Here is a 19,505-nt window from a genome sequence, read left to right as displayed (position 1 = left end):
CGAATGGCGTCAGTGACGGAGCCTTCTGCCTGGAGAGTCCCACTGTGCGAACGACGGCTCCGGCGTTTGCGGCCACTCCGTCGACAGAGTGGAAAGCAGAGCGATCCTTCGCGGCGGCCCGTGTTTGGGTCGCCAGATCGCACCTCCCACAGGACGGAGCCTCCCCGTCGCGTCGACGCCCCTGTCGGATGCGTTGACCTCGTTATTGAGCCGTTAGCAGCTCACGAATGTTGATGGTTGGAGCGCCAACCTCCTGAAAAGAATTCACTTTCCCGGAAAGAGCGCAGCGATATGAACGGTCCCGTGCCTTACCGGCAATGTCCGCGCGATCGAGCCAGAGGACAACGCCGACCCTTTACCTGCGAAAGCAGCTCTGACATCTGCGCGGCTCCGTCCCCTAAAAGGCATGCGTCGCAACAGACTTTCCGTCAGCCATCAAGGGAACATTGAAGCTTCCAGCATAGCGAGGCAGATAGGCGGAACCGACGCCTGACACGGAAGGCATGGTCGCCCGAAATGTCGCCGGCCTCCACCCTTGCCATTGTGTTGAACAGCGAGCGAGCAACCATCCGAACAGCGTCGTCTCCGTGCCTCTCCCATGCGGTTATCCGCGGTTTCATCGACTAGTTTGGCCAGTTTGCCTTCCTCAGAAATGCAGCACGATCCCGTTAGCGATAGGAAAAGCCGGGCTTTCGCTTAGCGATCAATAGTATCATGATTTCGGATATATTCCGATATTTTCGTTGACAGCAATCTCGACATCGCCAATGATGAACTTGGATACAGATGCCAAAGAGCAACTGGCCATTGGGAGGGTACGGCATGCTATCGAGGAGAACATTCATTCTGCTCGCCGGTACGTTTCTTGCGAGCAAGCCGTCTTTTGCACAAACCGCAGCGCCAACATCGGAAATCCCCCGTGAAGAGCTTCTCATCCTTGAGAATCCCGAGGGGACAATCAAGAACGCCGGATGGTTCAACATTTGGGCAATCAATGCCGGTGGCCAGACAACCGGCCTCCATCAGAATGCGATGGACACGTTCTGGTATATCGACGCCGACCACGGCATCGACGGCGTCTGGGACAATTCCCTCGCATCTGAAAAGCCGGCCTACAACAGCGATTTCACAGAGATGACAGTAAAGCTCCGCCCCGGAGTTTTCTGGAGCGATGGAGTCGAATTCACCGCCGACGATGTCGTCTACACGGTCGATACTCATCTCAGAACCAATGGCTTGCGGTGGAGCGCGCCGATACAGGTCAATGTCGCCTCCATAGAGAAGAAGAGCCCTACGGAAGTGCTCTTCAAGCTCAAGAAGCCGAACTCACGCTTCCATGCGCTGTTTACCGTGCGATGGAATGCCATGTGGATGATGCCCAAGCATGTATTCGAGAAAGTCGATGACGTCCTGAAATACGACTTCAACCCGCCGGTCTCGCTTGGTGCGTACACACTGAAAAATTTCGACCAGGGCGGCAAATGGTTCATCTGGCAGAAGCGTGACGACTGGCAGCGAACCACCGTTGCGCGTTTCGGAGAACCCGGCCCGAAATTTCTCGCTTATATCGATCCCGGTCCCCCGGAAAAGCGCGTCATCGAGCAGCGGAACCATCGGCTCGACGTCATCCACGACACGTCACCGGAAGGCATGTTCACACTTGCCAAGGAGTCGCCGTCCTCGACAAGTTGGTTCAAGGGCTTTCCCTACGCGCATCCCGATCCGACACTCCCTGCTGTCATCTTCAACCATCGTCTTGAGAAGTTCCAAAACAAGGACGTTCGCTGGGCGCTGGCGCTGCTCATCGATATCAAGGGCGTTAGCATGGCCTCATATCGCGGTGCTGCGACGATCTCGGCCCTGGGTGTCCCGCCGACCGGGTTGTATCCGAAGTACTACTTCGAACCGATGGAGAGCTGGCTTGCCAGTTTCGAGGTCGATACAGGCAAGCGCAAGATCAAGCCTTACGACCCAACAATGGGCAAGCAGATTGCCGAGATGCTTCGACCATCAATGAAGGACCAGATTCCCTCTAGTCCGGAAGAGATTTCGACTGCGATCGGCCGCGGATGGTGGAAACCCGACAAGGAGGCCGCCACGGAGTTGCTGGAGAAGGCGGGCTTCACCAAGCAGGGCGGCAAGTGGCATCAGCCGAACGGCGAGCCGTTCACCGTCAAGGTCATGGTCGAAGGCGATCTGAGACCTGTGATGACGCGTGCAGGTTCGATCATTGTTCAACAATGGCGTCAGTTCGGCATCGACGCCAATATCGATGTTGCCCAGGGTACCCTGATCGACCGCCGCGGTGTCGGCGATTTCGACACCTTTATCGGCTGGAGCGTCGAGACCTGGGGCGGCCATCCGGACCTATCGTTCTTCCTGGACAGCTGGCATTCCCAGTTCGTGGCCGAAATCGGCAAGGTCCAGCCACCGCGCAACTGGCAGCGCTGGGCTGAACCGCGCCTCGACAAGATCATCGAGGAGATCCGGAGGATCGATTTCGACGATCCGCGGGGCATCGAACTGGGCCTAGACTATCTCAAGCTTACCGCGGAAGAGATGCCGACCATCCCGTTGATGTCCTACAACGTGTTCACCGTGATGGATACGACCTACTGGACCGGCTACCCCAACGCCACGGATGCGCCTTACACCGATCCCGTGCCGAACTGGGGCAACACCAAATACATGATGGTGAAGCTCAAGCCGGTAAAATCGGCCAAATAGCCCAAGGATGAGCCTGTGCGCGGGGGAAGGAAGGACCGATCCGTCCTTCCCCTCGCGATATCGTCAAGTCGGAGTTGGGTCACATATGCGATCATACGCACTCCACGTCGGCAAGCGTTTCCTGCAATTCGCGCTGGTGGTCTTTATCGGTATCAGCCTGACGTTCTTCATCACGCATCTGACACCGGTTGATCCGGTCGAGCATGCAGTAGCGCAGGTGAGCTCCTTTGGATTTTCGAGCCCGGAATCGATCGAGCTTCTTCGTCAGTCTCTTCGCGAACTCTACGGGACGGGCGACGGGCTTTGGACGCAGTATCTCGTATTCTGGAAACGGTTGGCCTTCCTTGATTTCGGGCCATCCTTGTCAGCCTTTCCGACACCTGTCACCGTCCTGATCGGAAACGCCCTGCCCTGGACGATCGGCCTTCTGACGTTTTCAACGCTTCTAAGCTGGTTGCTCGGCAATATTCTCGGCGGCCTTGCTGGATATTACCATCGAAACCGCCTTCTCAGGATCATCGGCGTCATCACGATGGGCGTGCATCCGGTTCCCTATTATATCGTCGCCTTTGTGCTGCTCATCGCGTTCACCTTCGTGCTGCCCTTGCTGCCGAGTGCTGGTGGATACGAGATGAACCTGCAGCCTGGATGGACGCCGACCTTCGTCGGCAGCGTCCTGCTGCACTCCATTCTCCCGGCACTCTCGCTCATGCTGGTCGGCATAGGGGGCTGGTTCATGGGTATGCGGGCGCTGGTGTCCAACATCATCACCGATGACTATGTCGTCTATGCCGAATTGGGGGGAGTTCCGCGCCAACGGGTCCTCAGATCCTACGTCATGCGCAATGCCTTCATGCCGCAGATCACCGGTCTAGCGATGTCGATCGGTGCGATCTTCAACGGCGCGGTCATCACGGAGCAGGTGTTCGGCTATCCCGGGATCGGCCGGCTGCTCGTCGATGCTGTGCACGCGGCGGACTATTCGCTGGTGCTGGGCATAGCCTCGATCTCAATTATTTCCGTCTCGGCTGCGGTCTTCCTGATCGATATTTTCTATCCGTTGATCGATCCACGCGTGCAGGTGCAGCAATGATCAGCGTCGTTCGAGATCTTTTCCGCTACAACGTCGAATTCGCGATCGGGATCATCATCATGACGGTCATCCTTGCGATCTCGCTCGCCTCCTTCTTCTCGCCTTACCAGCCGATCGATTCGTATGTCGTTGCGCTGGACATGCCGCCCTCGCCGGAATTTATCTTCGGCACGAATTCACGTGGTCAGGATATATTCTGGCAGCTTACCTTCGCCCTCAGGAATACGCTCACCTTCGGTTTCGTCGTCGCCCTGATCAGCCGTATCCTGTCGCTGATCATCGGCCTGATTTCCGGCTACGTCGGGGGAATCGTCGATCGCGTGCTGATGTCGATAAACGATACCTTTATCGTCATTCCGCTGTTCCCCCTTCTGGTGCTCCTCTACTTTGTTCTTCGGGACGACATGACCTGGTTCACCCTTGCCCTGGTCATGTCGGGGCTGGGCTGGTCATACGATGCCAGGCTCATTCGCTCGATGATGATCAGCCTCAGGACGAGGGAATTCACCAACACGAGCATCTTCTCCGGCATGTCGATGCCTCGGATCGTCACGGAAGAGCATCTGCCCTACGTCCTGCCGATCGTCTTCTCCACCTTCATGAACAACATGAACTGGTCGATAGGCCTGGAGATTACTCTGGCCGTTCTTGGTTTCACCGATGTCGAGACACCAACGATCGGCGGCATGATCTTTTGGGCGAACCAGCACAGTGCAATGGTCTCGGGTGTTTGGTGGTGGTACTTCTTCCCGACCGCTTTCGTGACGCTGACCTTTATCGGCCTGTTTCTGTTGTCGATTTCGATGAACGAGTACATCGATCCCCGCAGCCGATTGAGCCGGATGGGAAAATCCTGATGGCAGCGGGGCAACGAGGCAACCAACCTGAGAATGTGGTCCTGTCGACGCAGGACCTGCGCGCCTACTACCGGATGAGCTATTTCGGCATCGACCGGGAGGTGCGCGCCGTCGACTCTGTGACGATGCATGTGCGGCGTAACGAGATCTACGGCCTCGCCGGCGAATCGAGCTGCGGCAAGACCACGTTCATCAAGACGATCGCTGGTGCGATTAGGCCTCCCCTCGACATCGTCGGCGGTTCCGTCAGGTATGAGTTCCTCGATCGAGACCTGTACGAGCTCAAGCCGGAGGAACGAGATTCGGTACGCTGGCGACATCTTTCGTACATCATGCAAGGTTCCATGAACGTATTGAACCCGGTCAGGCGGATTGAGCGGTCCTTTGAGGATTTTGCCTTCCGCCATATCGCGCTCGAAAAGCCGGCCTTCATCGAGGCGGTGAAGCTGCATCTGGAACGCCTGCGCCTGCCCGCCGACGTTCTGCGTGCCTATCCGCACGAATTATCGGGCGGTATGCGCCAACGGGTGTGCATTGCGCTAGCGACGGTGTGCCGACCCGAATTCATCATCGCCGACGAACCGACCACTGCGCTCGATGTCGTGGTACAGAAGGACGTGCTCGCGATGATACGGGAAACGCAACGCGAATTCGGCTCATCGATGGTCTTTGTAACGCATGACCTCACGGTGCACGCCAACATCGCAGACCGTCTCGGCATCATGTATGCCGGTCGCCTTGTCGAAGAGGGCCGGACGGCAGACGTTTTTGCGGATCCGATGCATCCTTATACCGCGCACTTGATCGCGAGCCTTCCGCGCGTGGGAAAAGTCAATACGCGTGAAGCTCTTCCCGGTTCGCCGCCGAATCTCGGCGCGCCACCAGCCGGATGCCGCTTTCACCCGCGATGCCCTCTGGCGATGGACATATGCCGTCGCGAAAATCCGCCAATGACAACATTGGCTCCTGATCACAGGGTCGCCTGTTTCGCAGCCAGCCCGAGCCTTGACGGGCGATCGTCGGCTGGGGGGAAGACGGACCTGCCGGCAAGATCGGAGGCGACGCCATGAGCCGGATGCTTCTGAACGTCAGCCATGTCAGCAAGACTTATACGCGCGGCGGCATCTTCGGCCGCAAGGCATTTCAAGCGGTGAGCGACGTCAGCTTCGCTCTCGCAGGCGATCCGCCCGAAGTCTTTACCATCATTGGCGAATCCGGCAGCGGCAAGACCACGCTCGCGCGTATGATGTTGAAGATGACGACGCCGACAATCGGCGAAATCCGCTTCAAGGGGCAGGACATTTCCGCCATCCGCCACCGCGGGGCGCGGCTTGCTTTCATGAAGGAGGTGCAGCCGATCTTTCAGAACCCGTTCGAAGCCTTCAATCCTCTCAAGCAGGTCGACCGTTACCTCCTGATGACCGCCCGGAACTTTGCAGAGGCGAAATCCCAAGCTGACGCGGATCGGGCCGCGGACAATGCCTTGCAGAAGGTTGGTCTGTCCATGGCGGAGGTCCGGGGCCGCTTTCCGCACGAGCTGTCCGGCGGCCAGCTTCAGCGCGTTGCCGTCGCCCGGGCTTTGATATCGGGGCCTTCGCTCATCCTGGCCGACGAACCGGTATCAATGGTGGATGCCTCGCTCCGGATGTCCATCGTCAACTTGTTCAAGACCCTGCGCGACGACCTAAAGGTCTCGATCATCTACATCACCCACGATCTCGCTACCGCCTACTCCATCAGCGATCGCATCATGATCATGCAGAAGGGGCAGGTGGTCGAAAGCGGCTCCGCCAGGGAAGTGCTCGACAATCCCACACATCCCTATTCGCAACTGCTCAAGAGTTCAGTGCTCTCGCCCGATCCTTTGGGAAAAGGCGTACTCACCGGCTCCAGTGTCGCAACGCGACAAGCGCGCGATGCCCCGTCGCACGACCGCGCTCCTCTGAATCCTGTCCACCTCGAATAGGGGCGGCATGATCATCCCTCAGTTGTTCAACCTAAGATCGGTATCGTCTCATGCTCACAGCTAAAGTGCGTTTCGACAGAGACTTCATCATCGGAGAAACCGACAGGCGCCTGTTCGGCGCCTTCGTCGAGCACCTCGGCCGCTGCGTCTATGGCGGCATCTTCGAGCCGGGGCATCCAAACGCTGACGAGAAAGGTTTTCGCAGGGATGTTCTCGACCTGGTGCGCGAGCTTGCGCCCACCATCATGCGTTATCCGGGCGGCAATTTCGTATCCGGATACAACTGGGAAGAGGGTGTCGGTCCGGTGGGAAAGCGGCCGCGCCGGCTCGACCTTGCCTGGAAATCCATCGAGACGAATGAGTTCGGCACGAACGAATTCCTGGATTGGTGCATGCTTGCCGACATCGAGCCGATGCTGGCGGTCAATCTCGGCACGCGCGGGCCGGACGAGGCGCGTCACTATCTCGAATACTGCAACCATCCGTCGGGAACATTTCTTTCCGATTTGCGTCGCGAGCATGGTTGGGAGAAACCGCATGGTGTGAAGTTCTGGTGCCTCGGTAATGAGATGGACGGCGCCTGGCAGATGGGTGCCAAGACCGCGGAGGAATATGGCCATATCGCCGTCGAAGCGGCAAAACTGATGAAACTCACCGACCCGACGATCGAACTGGCCGCCTGCGGCTCGTCCGGGCGAAAGATGGCGACCTTCGGCGAATGGGAACGGGTCGTGCTCGAGCACACTTTCGACCACGTCGAGTTCATTTCCTTGCATACCTATTTCAACAACTACGCCGACGACACGCCATCCTTCCTTGCCAGCCCAGATCTGATGGACAGCTTCATCGAAGAGGTCGTCGCCATTGCAGACGCAGTAGCGGCGCGCCGCAGATCGCGGAAGCGGATCATGCTGAGTTTCGACGAATGGAACGTCTGGTATCGAACCCGTCGCGGCGAAAAGAACAGAGTGCAGAGCGGCTGGCCGGTCGCGCCCAGCATCCTTGAGGAGCAGTATAACATGCAGGACGCTCTCGTCTTCGGCGGCGCCTGCATCTCGCTGCTCAATCACGCCGATCGCGTGAAGGCGGGCTGCCTTGCCCAATTAGTCAACGCGATCGCACCGATTATGACTGAAACGGGCGGTCCCGCCTGGCGGCAGACGATCTTTTGGCCGTTCGCCGATTTCAGCAATCTCGGCAGAGGCCGTGTCCTAAACGCCCATGTTGAATCGCCCACATACGCAACCCGATACTACGATCCCACTCATACGGAAGAGCTCTATGACACTATTGACGAAGTTCCGTATTTGAAATTCTCCGCCGTTCATTCGCAGAGCGACGGAACGGTGACACTGTTCATCCTGAATAGGCACTTATCAGAAGAAATCGGCATCAGCCTCCACGCAACTGGGTTCGGGACCTTGAGGAAACAGCGTGCGCATCAGCTGCACCATCCAGATCTGCTTGCCGTCAATACGAAGGGAAGGCCAGACGAGGTAAAGCCGATCAACTTCGATGCGATTGAAGGGACCAATGGTGACATTCGGATCACCGTCTCGCCGGCTTCCTGGACAGTCGTCCGTCTTGCATCTTCCCTCTCGGACAATCGTTAATGCTCGAGATAAAGACGCATCACAATATCCTGGTCGTAGTTTCCAAAGCCTCGACCAAATATATTTACGCCGCCTGGATGTCGCGCGTTGGACTCGATGCCGATCTTCATCCGGATTGAATGGTGCTCGAACAGAGCTAGATCTTCAATCGTCATCTCTGATATTCGGATTCCATCGATGTAGGATCCGCTCTTGTTGATGCGCCACGTCTTGAGCTTGCCATACTGGGAGCCTTCCAGCTTCCACCAGAGAGGCGTGAAGACTCCGCGCTTGTCGCCGAAGTCGCCTGGCGACGTCCAAGTGCCGACACGATGGTCATTGACCCATAGCGTAATGTCAGAGGGCCAGTCTGGATTGGTGCCGGGAACCTCGGACGACAACTCCATCGAGAATTCAAGGATGTCAACACGAGAGTTCAGTAGTTTAGCATTGTTTGGAAACTTATATTCGACGTAACCTCGGCCGAACCAGAGCAAGCCTGCCTGCATTCTGCCGGGATCGAGAAAAAAATTTGGTACATCCAAAAGTCCGATGACGCCGTCCCTCGAACAAAGGCCGCACGGAGCGCTCACCTCAAATCCGGTAAAGAGGCCAAGTGGCATCGCCACCTCGACCTTATTATTTTGACGCTCTTGCGAGTTTACCTGAAACTGGAAAATGATCTCCTCATATTTTGCGGAGCAAATCTTCTGATGACCTTTCCGAGCTTTTATCGAATAGGATTCAATTAGACCAGCCTGCTCCAATATTTGAATGTTCGTTGCAATTGTCGATTGCGGCAACCCCAAAGCCCTGCTGATTTCGTTGACGTTTAGTTTGCCTCTGTCGTGCAGCAGTTGGAGGATGTCCATGCGGACTGGAGAAGCCAGGCCCCTAAGCACCAAAGCGCCGGTTTCGGAGGTTACGGTGAGAAAGTTCGGTTTCATCTGTTATGGCTTCACTTCAAATATTTTTCTATCAGCTTATTTGATACTATCAAGCTCGCGCGCAAGCCGAAAGTTTCGTAATTCTTCCTGGTCGCTGATGTCCAAAGAGCGCTCCAATCTCATCGCGCGGCTTAAGGGAAACCGGACTTTGGATCGCAGGCGGCGGGCGCAGAGCTGCGGCCCGCCATCCGCCGGCTTCGAGATCGCAGCCCCCGTCTGGAGGGGATGATGTCACCTTGTCGTGGCTTAACGGTTCCATGATAACTGGTTGGCATGACCAACTAACGCTCAGCGAAAAGAACCACCGCTTTCCGCCATCCATCATCGCCCACGCGGTATGGCTCTAGTTCGGTTTCCGCTGAGCCTGCGTCTTCTCAAGGAAATGCTGCTTGGGCGCGGGATCCCCGTCTCGTATGAAACGATCCGGCAATGGGGCCGCAAATTCGGTCCGGCCTTCGCAAAGCGACTGCGCCGTAAGCAGCCTTCGCGAGGAGACATCTGGCACCTGGACGAGGTGGTGATTTCCATCAGTGGCCCAAAACACTGGCTGTGGCGCGCCGTCGATCAGAGCGGCTACGTTCTCGATGAAATCGTCCAGACCCGCCGCGACACCAAGGCCGCCAAGCGAGTGCTGATCCGGCTGCTAAAGAAGCAAGAGCTGAGGCCAAAGCGCATCATCACCGACAAACTGCGATCGTACGGCGCGGCAAAACGGAAATTCATACCAGATGTCGAACATCGATCTCACAAAGGTCTTCTGGGGTTGCCGCCCTTGATGCAAGTAGTTTCTGACTTTATGAGCGTGTGATCGAGTGCGGTCTTTCTGTCAGGCCTTTTGATTTGCGGCATTGTCAGAAGCCGCTGGCCGGTATGGTGATCTGCGGAACGGGACCAAGTCTCAACAGCGAGCTCTTTGCTCAATCCTTTGTCCTGGTTTTCCCGCTCCAGATCTGTTCGATCATTGCGCCCATTCAGGTCGTCGACTTCTCACACCCTTTTCACCGCCTTTAGCCGATCCCGCTGCATGTGGGTCACGCAGCCACGGCCAACGCCGGATCCTGATAATCTTTTTCCTTCGTTAGCATGGCCCAGATTGCCCGCGCCATCTTATTGGCCAAGGCGATCGCGACCAGCATCCTCGGTTTCCTTGCCAGCATCCGCGCCAACCACGAACCTTCATCAATCGATCTGCGCCCGCGCCAGTTCAGTCGCGACATCGCCCCAATGATTAGAAGCCGACGGATATCGACCTGCCCGGCCTTCGAAACACGTCCAAGCCGTTCCTTGCCACCCGACGAGTGTTGCCGTGGCACAAGGCCCAGCCATGCCGCAAAGTCCCGGCCGCGCGCGAAGGTCGCCATTTTCGGCGCGAAGGCCTCAACGGCCAGTGCGGTCAATGGCCCAACCCCCGGCATGGTTTGCAGCCGACGCGCCATGTTGGTTCCCCCGGCCAGTTCCCTGGCCTTCCTCGTCTTCGCCTCTATCCGCGCCGTCTTCTCTGCGATCTGCGCCAGAAGGTCCCGGCATTCCTCACGGACAAGCATGGGAAGGTCACTGTCCCGCTCGGCCAGGATTGCCTCGATGCGCTTGAGCTGGACGAGCCCCTGTGGAACGATGTGACGGTATTCGTAGAGTACCGCGCGCAGAGCATTCACCAACTCCGTGCGCTGATGGACAATACGCTCGCGCGCTCGGAACAGTACGGCATTGGCCCGCTGCTCTGCCGACTTCATCTCGACGAAGCGCATTTCTGGACGCTGTGCCGCGATAACGATCGCTTCGGCGTCGGCGGCATCATTCGTCTGACGTTTCACGAAAGGCCGGACATACTGAGGTGCGATCAACTTCACTTCATGGCCAAGCTTCAAGATCTGCCTGGCCAATAATGGGCGCCGCCACAGGCCTCCATCACAACGATGGCAGGCGCTTGCTCTGCCATGAATTTCTGGGACTGGGGCCGCGACAGTTTCTTGCGGAACTTAACCTGCCCCGTCATCGACGCGCCGTGGACCTGAAAGACAGATTTTGCCAGATCCACCCCGATCATTATATCTTTCATACTGCCGTCCTCTCCGTTTCGTGGCGTTCAACACCACCAACCTGGCACATCGCGATGCCGTCTGGGGAGGGCGGCAACCATCCCATCTCAACAATCGAGCGCAGAATTCCCATCTGCCGCTGCGAAAAAGAGACCCAATGATACAGGGCTTCGGATCAGTCGGACGTTTGCAGCGTTTCATCCCGCTCTTCTCGGCACTCCGGAATCTTCCTGTCGCACCGCATCAGAAACATTCCGCTCGGCACCCAGGTTCATCGCGTCCGCGCCTGGCGCAATGGAATGAGCCGCGCCGTTACATGATTTCAGACAGCTGCGAGATAGGTTATCGTCGCTCGATAACGTGCCAGATCCGAAGCGAAAGCTTGAATGCGGTAGCCGCGGTAGGTTTTGAGGCGGTACGTGACCGCGCATGTCGACGGCAATAACAACGCCATCGATCGGACAGCGCTTCAAGTTGATGCTTGTAGACGTCTTCTGTCTGACACCATCCTGGTACAATGATAAGCGGATCTTCCCGATCCAGCTTCAAGATAATGAAGTTGGACGCCTGGTCCCACCTCCGCGAATTGCAATCCGACTTAGGTTCAACCACTGCAGCTGCCAAGGATTTCCCAGCGATTATAGCAAAGGCTCGCGGTAAGGCAGACATAGACTTGGCCGATCCATGGAGCCTGATGTCCTCGTAAGGTTAGATCGAAGAGGCAGGCCGTCCCACCTGCTGTAACGCTGTCATGCGGGAATTCACTCATCGTGTTTTTGATGAGGCAGCTGCCTCGCTGTTGAAGCCCAACTGCGCCAGTCTTCCCCTTGCAGCTTTCCCTCCCTGACGCAGTTGCGCTTGCGGCTCTTCGGCCGCAAGGGAAGCTTCGCCGCGAACGATCGTACCAGCGTCCAATTTCCGATCGCGCCCTTGCAGCCTCGGCCTTCGCGCCGAGGTGGGGTCGAGAGCTTTCCCTCAGCAAAGGAAAAAAGGAGAAACGAGCATGGACAGAGAAAAGATAGAAGAGGTGCGCGCCCGCGTATCCTGCGCGACCGTGTTGCTGCAGGCAGGCTTTATCCTCGATAAACGGGAAAGCAGCCGCCGAGCGTTGAAGTTCCGGCGTGGCGCGGACATCCTGATCGTCACGCATCAGGGAGCAGGCTGGTTTGATCCGCTATCGGAGCGAAAGGGTGATGTCTTCACGCTGGCGAGGCTGTTGGGAGAAACCTCGTTTCCGGCCGCCGTCGAGCGGCTCGGTGGGCTCATCGGGTTCCATAGCGCGCCGATTGTTCCCGATGTCTCTATGCGACGGCGTCCGGCTTCGATTCGCGAAAGGTGGTTGAGCCGCCCGGCAATGACCTTGGGATCGCCGACCTATCGCTACCTGTCCGAAACCCGAGCGTTGCCGCCGTCGATTCTCCACTTGGCCGCCAAGCGCGACCTCATCCGGCAGGGCCCTTTCGGCAGCGCCTGGTTCCGCCACGAGGATGAGAGCGGGCAGCTATCTGGGTGGGAAGAACGTGGCCCGCAATGGCGAGGCTTTTCCAACGGCGGGTCGAAGACGGTGTTTTCTTTCGGAAGCTGCGAGCCAGTCCGTATCTGCATCACCGAGGCGGCGATCGACGCGCTGAGCCTTGCGACTTTAGAAAAGGTCAGGCCGGATACGCTCTACGCAAGCACCGGAGGGGGGTGGTCGCCATCGACCGTCCGCATCATCGAAACCATCGCTGCCAACACGATACTTGTTGCCGCCACCGATGCCGATCCACAAGGCGAGGTCTATGCTGACCGGCTTCGGCACATTGCCGAGCTCATAGGTTGCGACTTCAGCCGGGTCCGCCCGCCCGCCATCGACTGGAATGAGGAATTGAAGAAAAGACGGGAAAGCGGGGAACTGGCGCATGCACGGCAAGCCGCGTCAAGGGTGAAGCTTCGCCCGCCGCACGGCGGCCCTTGACCCGGTTCCCGCGAGGCGCCGGCTGAGAAGGGGTGATCAAAGGACTGAAGGGAAAGTCGATGCGTCCCTTCAGCAGCCACCCCAAAGGAGCAGCCGATGTCTCATCTTCCCGCCAATCGCCAGCGCTTCCGCAAGATCCTGGAAGGAGCTGCAACCCGTCAACAGATGTACGCCCTCTTCAACCGCCATGGCCAGGCCCCGTTCGACGATGATCGGATCTCGGGTCGCCTTTATGCCGGCGAGTGGTTCGAGATCTCAGAGGCCGACCATGACCGCATGTTGGATATCCTGCCGCCGCTCTTCATGCGCGGCGATCACTTTGCGATACGTGAGTTTTTGGTGCGGAAAATCACCAGTGTCTTCTTCACCCTGAAGATCGACGGCCGGTTTCGCTGGTTTCACGCCTATTGCGATCTCGCCGATGTCGGTGCGATCAACAGCATGCGCAGGACAATCGTCGAGCGCGAGTCAAGGCCGGTCCGCGCGATGACCCGGACCGAAAAGCTTGAGCACATCTGGAGCACCACAGGCGCTGATTTCCGCGCCTATGCCGATCAGCGTTTTGCGGCGGATTTTGCGGGCGGGCGCATCGTCATGGTGTTTTCGGCCGCGCAGGCAAAGGTCTGGAAACTCCTCGACGACCTGAGCGACGACGAGATCGCCGCCAAGCTTCCCGTGCAGTTCCGCCACCGTGGCAAACAGGTCGCCGCCTGACCGCCGCCCTCCAACTCTTCCCGACATCATCGCAGGCGAACGGCGGCTTGAGCCCGCCCTGAGCCGCGCTTCCCCGACAAGGAAATCTCATGACGCATGACGATCCCTTCACGCTCGATCTCTTCGGCAACACCGCTCCCTCATCGGGCTTTGATCTCTGTTCATTCCCTCTGCAGGCAACTTTTGGTGCCGACGACGAAAGCTTCCATCTTGCAAAGGCTTGGGGATTGGCCGGTCCGATCGAGGGTTGGACGAAGGTTGATTTCTATGACACGAAAAGAGACCCGATCGACGAGGCCGCTTTCAGACAAACGGTCGAGGAGTGGGCAGAGCACCAGCGCCAGCTCGCGCTCCTCGACCGTCGCAGTGTTGCCGCAACGGTACCCACGCCGTGGGGCGCCTCGCAGTACGCCGTTGTCTACGCAGATGGCGTTATCCGCCACAGTACTGCCAGCCACGGCGGATTTCTCCTGTCAGCGGAGCGCAACGCCTCTATACCGGTTTTCATACGGTCACCTGAAGGTGCTTACGAAGAGGATTGCGCCTGGGCTGTCGTCGCCAATGCCTTCCCGGACTTGTTCATCAATTATGAAAAGCGCCACGCCGATGAGACACTTCGCCAGTTTTATCCGGATGCCTGGGAAGCCTTGTGCGGCGAGATCTTGGAGCCCGGCCAGTCTCGTGCGAAGGACCGTCGGCGTTTCGAGGCCGAAAACGCCGGACGCTGGGTGGTCGTCTCTGCCATCCTATCCAGCCGTCAGCCGGGGTTTGTCGAATGCGTGGCAAGGCTCGGGGCACGAGGCGACGAAGCCCGCCGATATCTGGTAGCCGAGCAACGGTACGAGATCGGGCTCTTCGGCTTTGTCATCGATGAGGTCCGCGATACGCTCTATACTGGCCCGTCGAGTTTCATCGGCTGGGGCGAGCGGCAAATTCTGACCGACTGACCGTCAGACCATCAGGGAGACGAGGCGACGCGGCCGGCGAAGCCTGTTGATGGACGCCGTTCCCGGCAGTCCTTGCGATAGTGTGGAGACGGCGTTCGGCATCACGCTCCATCGACCGCTGGCCGTTGCGATTGCCTCGGCTGCTGCTCCGGCGTATTGCCCGCGTTCCACCGTAGCTTCGCCGGCAAGGCCAGGCTGTCATGGGCGTAAGCAGTGCAGTGAAGACGTCCTGCGAGGTGCAGGAGCGAAGACGCCTAGCGGTTTGTCGGGTGCTGCCCCTCGGGTTTGCTCCGGTCTGAACCGGACGGCGTCCCGGTCAAAGGCCGCGTTTTGCGCCGCTTTGCGGCAGGCTCGACGCTTGCTTCACAAGGCCGGGCCGCGTCTACGGCAGACCGCGCGCGGTCCGCGGTATCCGCAACCCGACCTTTCTCGCCACGCATCATCCTGACCTTGAGCCGGGCCCGCTTCGCCGGTTCGTGTCGACCGCGCCCGAGGAACAGCGCCGGACAAACGGACCCTCGGGCTTCGCTCAACCAGCACTCAAGGACAGTCATCATGGCACCGCTCAATCGTTCCGCTTCCAAAACCCCCGCCACCCAGCGCGCCACCACACTCGAGATGGTCCGGCACGCCTGCCCGGACAGCGCCCAGGCGCAGCGCATCTCGGAAAGCTTCGGCCTGCGCGTTATCGACAGCGAAAGCCTGCGTGACCTCCATCGCAATCAACTGATCGAGAGTGCCGAGGCGCTGAAGGACGGTCTCCAGGAAAAGGCCATGCAGATACACATGCAGCGCATCGTCGGCTCTTATATCGGCTCTGCCTACGGCGCCGGCCAGTTCTACAGCCGCTCGGTGACAGAAGCACGCGACTTGACCGCAAAGCTATCCAACGACGACCGGGACGAGGATCTTGCCGGTCCGGTAGGCTTTGACAGCCGCGCCCAACGCAAGCGCGAATTCGCAGCCGACATGGGCCTGCAGGCCCACGTGCTGCGCATGGCAGCCGAGGGTACCGTCAGCGCTTACGAGGAAATCACCGGCGAAACCTGGAAGCCCTACGAGCGCGGCGGTGCTGCAGTGTCGGTCCCGTCGCTCGACCAGCGCGCCGCATCAATGCAGCTGTCAGCCTTTGACTGATGGCCGCACCTTTGTCCTCCACGCCGAGGCCGCTGCACCGGAGCGTGCAGCGGCCTTTTTCATGTGACGAGCGGCTTGGCGCGCCATCGTGGCTCGTTCCGATTGCGGTCTAGCGTCGCCCGGAGAAGGCTACGCGCAACGGCAAGCCGTCCTCCACTGCCGTTTCGGCCCGCTCTCAGATCCTGGCCATTCCCGAACAGGGCACCGGCGGGTGCGCCGCCTCCGGCCGCGCTGTTCGACCGCCGTAACGACCCGCGATGGCGCGGCTCGCCGGATGAAAGGAATCAACGAAGATGAGAAAAGCGACCACCAAGACCGAACCGCGCACCGACGTCCATACGCGCATCACCGACGTGATCGTCGAACAGCTCGATAAAGGGGTGCGCCCATGGGTGCAGCCCTGGAGCGCGAAACATCTGGGCGGCCGCGTTTCGCGGCCGCTGCGCTTCAACGGCGAACCGTATTCAGGGATCAACGTGCTGCTTCTCTGGTCCGAAGGCCTGGCGCGGGGATTTTCGTCGCAAATCTGGATGACCTTCCGCCAGGCCGTCGAACTCGGCGGGCATGTCCGCAAAGGGGAGAGCGGCTCGATGGTCGTTTATGCCAATCGTATCCGCAAGACCGAAACCGATGGCAGGGGTGAAGAAGTCGAGCATGAGATTCCCTTTCTCAAGGCATACACCGTCTTTAACGTCGCACAGATCGATGGCCTGCCGGAGATCTATTCGACATCGGCCACCGGCGCACCTGTTCAGCCTATGGACGGGATCCCGGCGGCGGACGCCTTTTTCAGTGGTACAGGTGCCACCGTCCGGCATGGCGGCAACAAGGCTTTTTACGCTCCCGGACTGGACATGATCCAAATGCCGCCCATCGAGACCTTCCGCGACGTGGGAAGCTACTACGCCACCCTTGCCCACGAACACATCCATTGGGCAGGAGCCAGCCATCGCCTTAACCGAGATCTTTCCCGCTATGCCAAAGATCGGTCCGAACGGGCGCGCGAGGAACTGATCGCGGAGCTCGGGGCGGTATTTCTTGCTGCCGACCTTGGCATTGCTCCTGAGCTGGAACCGCGACCGGACCACGCGAGCTATATTGCCTCATGGCTGACAGTGCTAAAGAACGACAGACGCTTCATCGTCCAGGCCGCAGCTCAAGCTCAGCGTTCCGTGGCTTATCTTCACGCGCTCCAGCCGGACGGCGAAAAGGTGGCGGCATAATTCGGGCGCAAGTCGAGCGTACAGCGCCCGACTTGCATAAACCGCATAAAATACGTATTTTAGGTACTTCACTGGAGGTGGCGATGAAGCAGTTTTCCTTCTCAGACATGAATAGAGCCTCGGGCGAAATCCTCGAGACTGCACTGATTGAACCGGTTGCGCTCACCAAGCGCGGCAAGGAGAAACTGGTCATCCTGACGGCCGACCAGTACCGCAAGCTGATTGGCCGATCGCATACGACCGCCTACAGCCTGGACGATGCGCCCGATACCGTACACGACGAGTTGATGACCGGCCTCGACCAGTTGCTTGAGGACGGCAGTGTTTGAGGCGGGCCAGGTCGTCCGTTTCCATTATCTCTGGAAGCGCGAGGCGCAGGCCGGCGAAGAAACTGGCCGCAAGGCGCGTCCCGTGTGTGTCGTCGTGCGCACCGCTGTCATTCCAGGCGTGGTTTTCCTGTTTCCGATCACCTCACAGATGCCCAATGAAGAGCGCCTGTTTCTGCCGATCAGCCAAATGGAATGCCGCCGCGCCGGTCTCGATTTTCCCTGCTGGATCGTTCTCGATGAGTACAACCGCGTCGAACTCGACAAGGCTTTCGACTTTGAGTCGACTGCGCCGCTTGGCAGTTTCAGCCCGGCGCTCCTGAAGAAGATCGCCCGCACCGTCAAGGACGCGGCGGCAAACCGCAGGCTCGCTGCTGTTTCGCGCTCCTGAGCGCAGAGCGCGCCCGCACGCGTTTCGGCTCACCGGCAATAGCCGAGTCCGGCAGACTGCGGCACGAAACGACGATCGCTCCCTCCGCTCGGACCGCTCGGTGCCCCAGGCACCGCATCTGCGCGTCGGTTGCGTCAGTCGATGCGAACCCAATTTGGCGGCGGCATGCCGGACGGCACCATGGCGTGTCCTTCCCCGCAACGGCTCGCCCCGCGGTCTCGATGGGGCATGTCTGACCGGAAATCGCCTCGCGCACTCGGCTCGATCGTCATCCCGCAACGGCCGGCTCGTTTTCTTCCCCTGTCCGCGACGCGGCCATTCCTCGCGGGACAAGAAAGCCTCGGCCCATGGCCGTCCTCCACTTCGTTATGGCCCCAAGGGGTGCGTTCCGATCGTTCCCGGTCTCATCGACAGCCATCGAGGCCGCGATGGGCGCGGCCCGAGCAACTGAAAAGGAACACGACAATGGCAACAATCGGCTCTTTCACCGCATCCGAAAACGGCTTCTCCGGCACCATCAAGACGCTCAACCTCAACGTCAAAGCCAAGATCGTCCGCGTCGAGCGCTCCTCGGAAGAGGCTCCCGACTACCGGGTTCTCGCCGGCAACGTGGAATTCGGCGCCGGCTGGCAGAAGCAAGCCCGCGACAGCGAGCGCGACTACATCTCCGTCAAGCTCGACGACCCGAGCTTCCCCGCTCCGATCTACGCAACGCTGACCGAGGTCCAGGGCCAGGAAGGCCTCCAGCTCATCTGGTCGCGCAACACGCGCCGCTGAGCCGAAGAAGAAAAACCCCGCTCGACGGAGCGGGGTTTTTCCGTGTCACTTGTTCAGCGCATCCTTTAGCGCCTTGGCCGGCTGGAAGCTCAGCTTCTTCGCAGCCGCAACCTTGACGGTGGCGCCGGTCGACGGATTGCGCGCCTCGCGCTCCGGCGTCTGCTTGACCTTGAACTTGCCAAAGCCGGGCAGGGACGTTTCGTTTCCGGCAACGGCCGCCTCGGTAATCAAGGCGATTACGGCCTCGACGATCGCCTTGCCCTGCGCCTTGGTCAGGCTGTGTTCCGTTGCGATCTTGTCTGCGATTTCGTTGGTCGTGGTCACTTTTCATCTCCGCGTCATGATTGATCCGGAATCCCTGCCATTCCGACTTGCCGCTGTCATCGACGCGCTGCCGCAAAAACCGGGTCGTGAACCGGATTTCCACAATTACCAACGGGTTTGTAGCCCTTGGCCTGTTTTTTTCGGGCAAGATCGAGGAAATGGACCATCGCGTCGCGCTCGCTGTCAAACATTTCGGTCTTTTCTCCGCCTGCTCTCCCGATCCGGCCCCAGCATCGGACAACGGCAGCCTCTCCAAAAAGAGTCGGCTGAATGGAAAGCGCGTAATAGCGGGCAATGTTTTTCGTCTCGTCGACGCGCTGGCAGTAAAGCTGAAAAAGATAGAGGGTCATGACCGCAGGATGGCTGCGGGCCTCGATTACGTCCAACCAGAGTTTTGAATCGATGAGCGAAGTCCGATTCACGATGGTGATGAATGGTGGCCTTACTGTGGATGAGATGTAGAAGCGGCCGCAGCACGCACGAACGGG

General features: G+C 58.9%; 17 protein-coding genes and 2 pseudogenes. 15 read left to right on the top strand and 4 right to left on the bottom strand.

Translation table 11 applies throughout. The features are described from left to right. The first annotated feature begins 822 nt into the window (after positions 1 to 822). The 6 genes from HGP14_RS27995 (at position 823) to HGP14_RS27970 (ending at position 8,256) form a co-directional block, all read left to right on the top strand. Complete coding sequence (locus HGP14_RS27995; RefSeq protein WP_168833133.1) at positions 823 to 2,727, top strand: ABC transporter substrate-binding protein; 1,905 nt, start codon at positions 823 to 825, stop codon at positions 2,725 to 2,727. 85 nt (positions 2,728 to 2,812) lie between these two features. Beyond that, positions 2,813 to 3,820, top strand: a complete 1,008-nt coding sequence (locus HGP14_RS27990; protein WP_168833132.1) for an ABC transporter permease — start codon at positions 2,813 to 2,815, stop codon at positions 3,818 to 3,820. Then, positions 3,817 to 4,677 carry an ABC transporter permease gene (locus tag HGP14_RS27985; protein ID WP_168833131.1) on the top strand — a complete coding sequence of 287 codons (861 nt, stop codon included), beginning with the start codon at positions 3,817 to 3,819 and terminating at the stop codon, positions 4,675 to 4,677. The genes HGP14_RS27990 and HGP14_RS27985 overlap by 4 nt, the downstream gene beginning before the upstream one ends. Further along, a complete protein-coding gene (locus tag HGP14_RS27980; RefSeq protein ID WP_168833130.1) occupies positions 4,677 to 5,747 on the top strand; it encodes an ABC transporter ATP-binding protein in 1,071 nt (356 codons plus the stop codon). The genes HGP14_RS27985 and HGP14_RS27980 overlap by 1 nt, the downstream gene beginning before the upstream one ends. Next, positions 5,744 to 6,643, top strand: a complete 900-nt coding sequence (locus tag HGP14_RS27975; RefSeq protein WP_168833129.1) for an ABC transporter ATP-binding protein — start codon at positions 5,744 to 5,746, stop codon at positions 6,641 to 6,643. The genes HGP14_RS27980 and HGP14_RS27975 overlap by 4 nt, the downstream gene beginning before the upstream one ends. A 50-nt stretch (positions 6,644 to 6,693) precedes the next feature. Continuing rightward, on the top strand, positions 6,694 to 8,256 hold the full coding sequence (locus tag HGP14_RS27970; protein ID WP_168833128.1) for an alpha-N-arabinofuranosidase: 1,563 nt from the start codon (positions 6,694 to 6,696) through the stop codon (positions 8,254 to 8,256). Here the strand turns inward: HGP14_RS27970 and HGP14_RS27965 are convergent. Further along, entirely contained in the window at positions 8,253 to 9,182 is a 930-nt protein-coding gene (locus HGP14_RS27965; RefSeq protein ID WP_168833127.1) for a transcriptional regulator, read from the bottom strand. The genes HGP14_RS27970 and HGP14_RS27965 overlap by 4 nt on opposite strands. Before the next feature lie 257 nt (positions 9,183 to 9,439). Here HGP14_RS27965 and HGP14_RS27960 point away from each other — a divergent pair. Beyond that, positions 9,440 to 9,939: pseudogene (locus tag HGP14_RS27960) on the top strand (IS6 family transposase); the annotation flags it as partial. 274 nt (positions 9,940 to 10,213) lie between these two features. Here the strand turns inward: HGP14_RS27960 and HGP14_RS27955 are convergent. Next, a pseudogene (locus tag HGP14_RS27955) lies at positions 10,214 to 11,241 on the bottom strand (IS110 family transposase). Positions 11,242 to 12,224: 983 nt separating this feature from the next. Here HGP14_RS27955 and HGP14_RS27945 point away from each other — a divergent pair. From HGP14_RS27945 to HGP14_RS27910, 8 genes are all read left to right on the top strand, one after another. Next, positions 12,225 to 13,178 carry a DUF3991 and toprim domain-containing protein gene (locus HGP14_RS27945; RefSeq protein ID WP_168833126.1) on the top strand — a complete coding sequence of 318 codons (954 nt, stop codon included), beginning with the start codon at positions 12,225 to 12,227 and terminating at the stop codon, positions 13,176 to 13,178. Between the two features lie 96 nt (positions 13,179 to 13,274). Next, positions 13,275 to 13,892, top strand: coding sequence for a DUF1419 domain-containing protein (locus HGP14_RS27940; protein ID WP_168833125.1), 618 nt, complete (start codon positions 13,275 to 13,277; stop codon positions 13,890 to 13,892). A gap of 89 nt (positions 13,893 to 13,981) precedes the next feature. Then, on the top strand, positions 13,982 to 14,839 hold the full coding sequence (locus HGP14_RS27935; protein WP_168833124.1) for a DUF7007 domain-containing protein: 858 nt from the start codon (positions 13,982 to 13,984) through the stop codon (positions 14,837 to 14,839). A 555-nt stretch (positions 14,840 to 15,394) separates the two neighbouring features. Further along, positions 15,395 to 15,976, top strand: coding sequence for a hypothetical protein (locus HGP14_RS27930; protein ID WP_168833123.1), 582 nt, complete (start codon positions 15,395 to 15,397; stop codon positions 15,974 to 15,976). Between the two features lie 293 nt (positions 15,977 to 16,269). Continuing rightward, complete coding sequence (locus HGP14_RS27925; protein WP_168833122.1) at positions 16,270 to 17,199, top strand: ArdC family protein; 930 nt, start codon at positions 16,270 to 16,272, stop codon at positions 17,197 to 17,199. 83 nt (positions 17,200 to 17,282) lie between these two features. Further along, on the top strand, positions 17,283 to 17,528 hold the full coding sequence (locus HGP14_RS27920) for a type II toxin-antitoxin system Phd/YefM family antitoxin (protein WP_168833121.1): 246 nt from the start codon (positions 17,283 to 17,285) through the stop codon (positions 17,526 to 17,528). Next, positions 17,521 to 17,916: a hypothetical protein gene (locus HGP14_RS27915; RefSeq protein WP_168833120.1), complete on the top strand. Its 396-nt coding sequence runs from the start codon at positions 17,521 to 17,523 to the stop codon at positions 17,914 to 17,916. Before HGP14_RS27920 ends, HGP14_RS27915 begins: the two co-directional genes overlap by 8 nt. A gap of 465 nt (positions 17,917 to 18,381) precedes the next feature. Beyond that, positions 18,382 to 18,693, top strand: coding sequence for a DUF736 domain-containing protein (locus HGP14_RS27910; protein WP_168833119.1), 312 nt, complete (start codon positions 18,382 to 18,384; stop codon positions 18,691 to 18,693). Between the two features lie 45 nt (positions 18,694 to 18,738). Here HGP14_RS27910 and HGP14_RS27905 read toward each other — a convergent pair whose 3' ends face one another. Both HGP14_RS27905 and HGP14_RS27900 read right to left on the bottom strand, forming a co-directional pair. Continuing rightward, the gene (locus HGP14_RS27905; RefSeq protein ID WP_168833118.1) at positions 18,739 to 19,017 is read right to left on the bottom strand and encodes an HU family DNA-binding protein; all 279 of its coding nucleotides are present in this window, start codon (positions 19,015 to 19,017) and stop codon (positions 18,739 to 18,741) included. A 56-nt stretch (positions 19,018 to 19,073) separates the two neighbouring features. Continuing rightward, positions 19,074 to 19,367, bottom strand: coding sequence for a WGR domain-containing protein (locus HGP14_RS27900; RefSeq protein ID WP_168833117.1), 294 nt, complete (start codon positions 19,365 to 19,367; stop codon positions 19,074 to 19,076). Positions 19,368 to 19,505 lie beyond the last annotated feature (138 nt).

It is taken from the genome of Rhizobium sp. P32RR-XVIII (genome assembly GCF_012641395.1).
GTDB lineage: Bacteria > Pseudomonadota > Alphaproteobacteria > Rhizobiales > Rhizobiaceae > Rhizobium.
This window is presented reverse-complemented; position numbering and strand designations above follow the sequence as displayed.

Excerpts from the sequence above, each read along its gene's own strand:
- HGP14_RS27995 (WP_168833133.1), top strand. The coding sequence starts at position 823 with ATGCTATCGAGGAGAACATTCATTCTGCTCGCCGGTACGTTTCTTGCG.
- HGP14_RS27990 (WP_168833132.1), top strand. The coding sequence starts at position 2,813 with ATGCGATCATACGCACTCCACGTCGGCAAGCGTTTCCTGCAATTCGCG.
- HGP14_RS27985 (WP_168833131.1), top strand. The coding sequence starts at position 3,817 with ATGATCAGCGTCGTTCGAGATCTTTTCCGCTACAACGTCGAATTCGCG.
- HGP14_RS27980 (WP_168833130.1), top strand. The coding sequence starts at position 4,677 with ATGGCAGCGGGGCAACGAGGCAACCAACCTGAGAATGTGGTCCTGTCG.
- HGP14_RS27975 (WP_168833129.1), top strand. The coding sequence starts at position 5,744 with ATGAGCCGGATGCTTCTGAACGTCAGCCATGTCAGCAAGACTTATACG.
- HGP14_RS27970 (WP_168833128.1), top strand. The coding sequence starts at position 6,694 with ATGCTCACAGCTAAAGTGCGTTTCGACAGAGACTTCATCATCGGAGAA.
- HGP14_RS27965 (WP_168833127.1), bottom strand. The coding sequence starts at position 9,182 with ATGAAACCGAACTTTCTCACCGTAACCTCCGAAACCGGCGCTTTGGTG.
- HGP14_RS27945 (WP_168833126.1), top strand. The coding sequence starts at position 12,225 with ATGGACAGAGAAAAGATAGAAGAGGTGCGCGCCCGCGTATCCTGCGCG.
- HGP14_RS27940 (WP_168833125.1), top strand. The coding sequence starts at position 13,275 with ATGTCTCATCTTCCCGCCAATCGCCAGCGCTTCCGCAAGATCCTGGAA.
- HGP14_RS27935 (WP_168833124.1), top strand. The coding sequence starts at position 13,982 with ATGACGCATGACGATCCCTTCACGCTCGATCTCTTCGGCAACACCGCT.
- HGP14_RS27930 (WP_168833123.1), top strand. The coding sequence starts at position 15,395 with ATGGCACCGCTCAATCGTTCCGCTTCCAAAACCCCCGCCACCCAGCGC.
- HGP14_RS27925 (WP_168833122.1), top strand. The coding sequence starts at position 16,270 with ATGAGAAAAGCGACCACCAAGACCGAACCGCGCACCGACGTCCATACG.
- HGP14_RS27920 (WP_168833121.1), top strand. The coding sequence starts at position 17,283 with ATGAAGCAGTTTTCCTTCTCAGACATGAATAGAGCCTCGGGCGAAATC.
- HGP14_RS27910 (WP_168833119.1), top strand. The coding sequence starts at position 18,382 with ATGGCAACAATCGGCTCTTTCACCGCATCCGAAAACGGCTTCTCCGGC.
- HGP14_RS27900 (WP_168833117.1), bottom strand. The coding sequence starts at position 19,367 with ATGACCCTCTATCTTTTTCAGCTTTACTGCCAGCGCGTCGACGAGACG.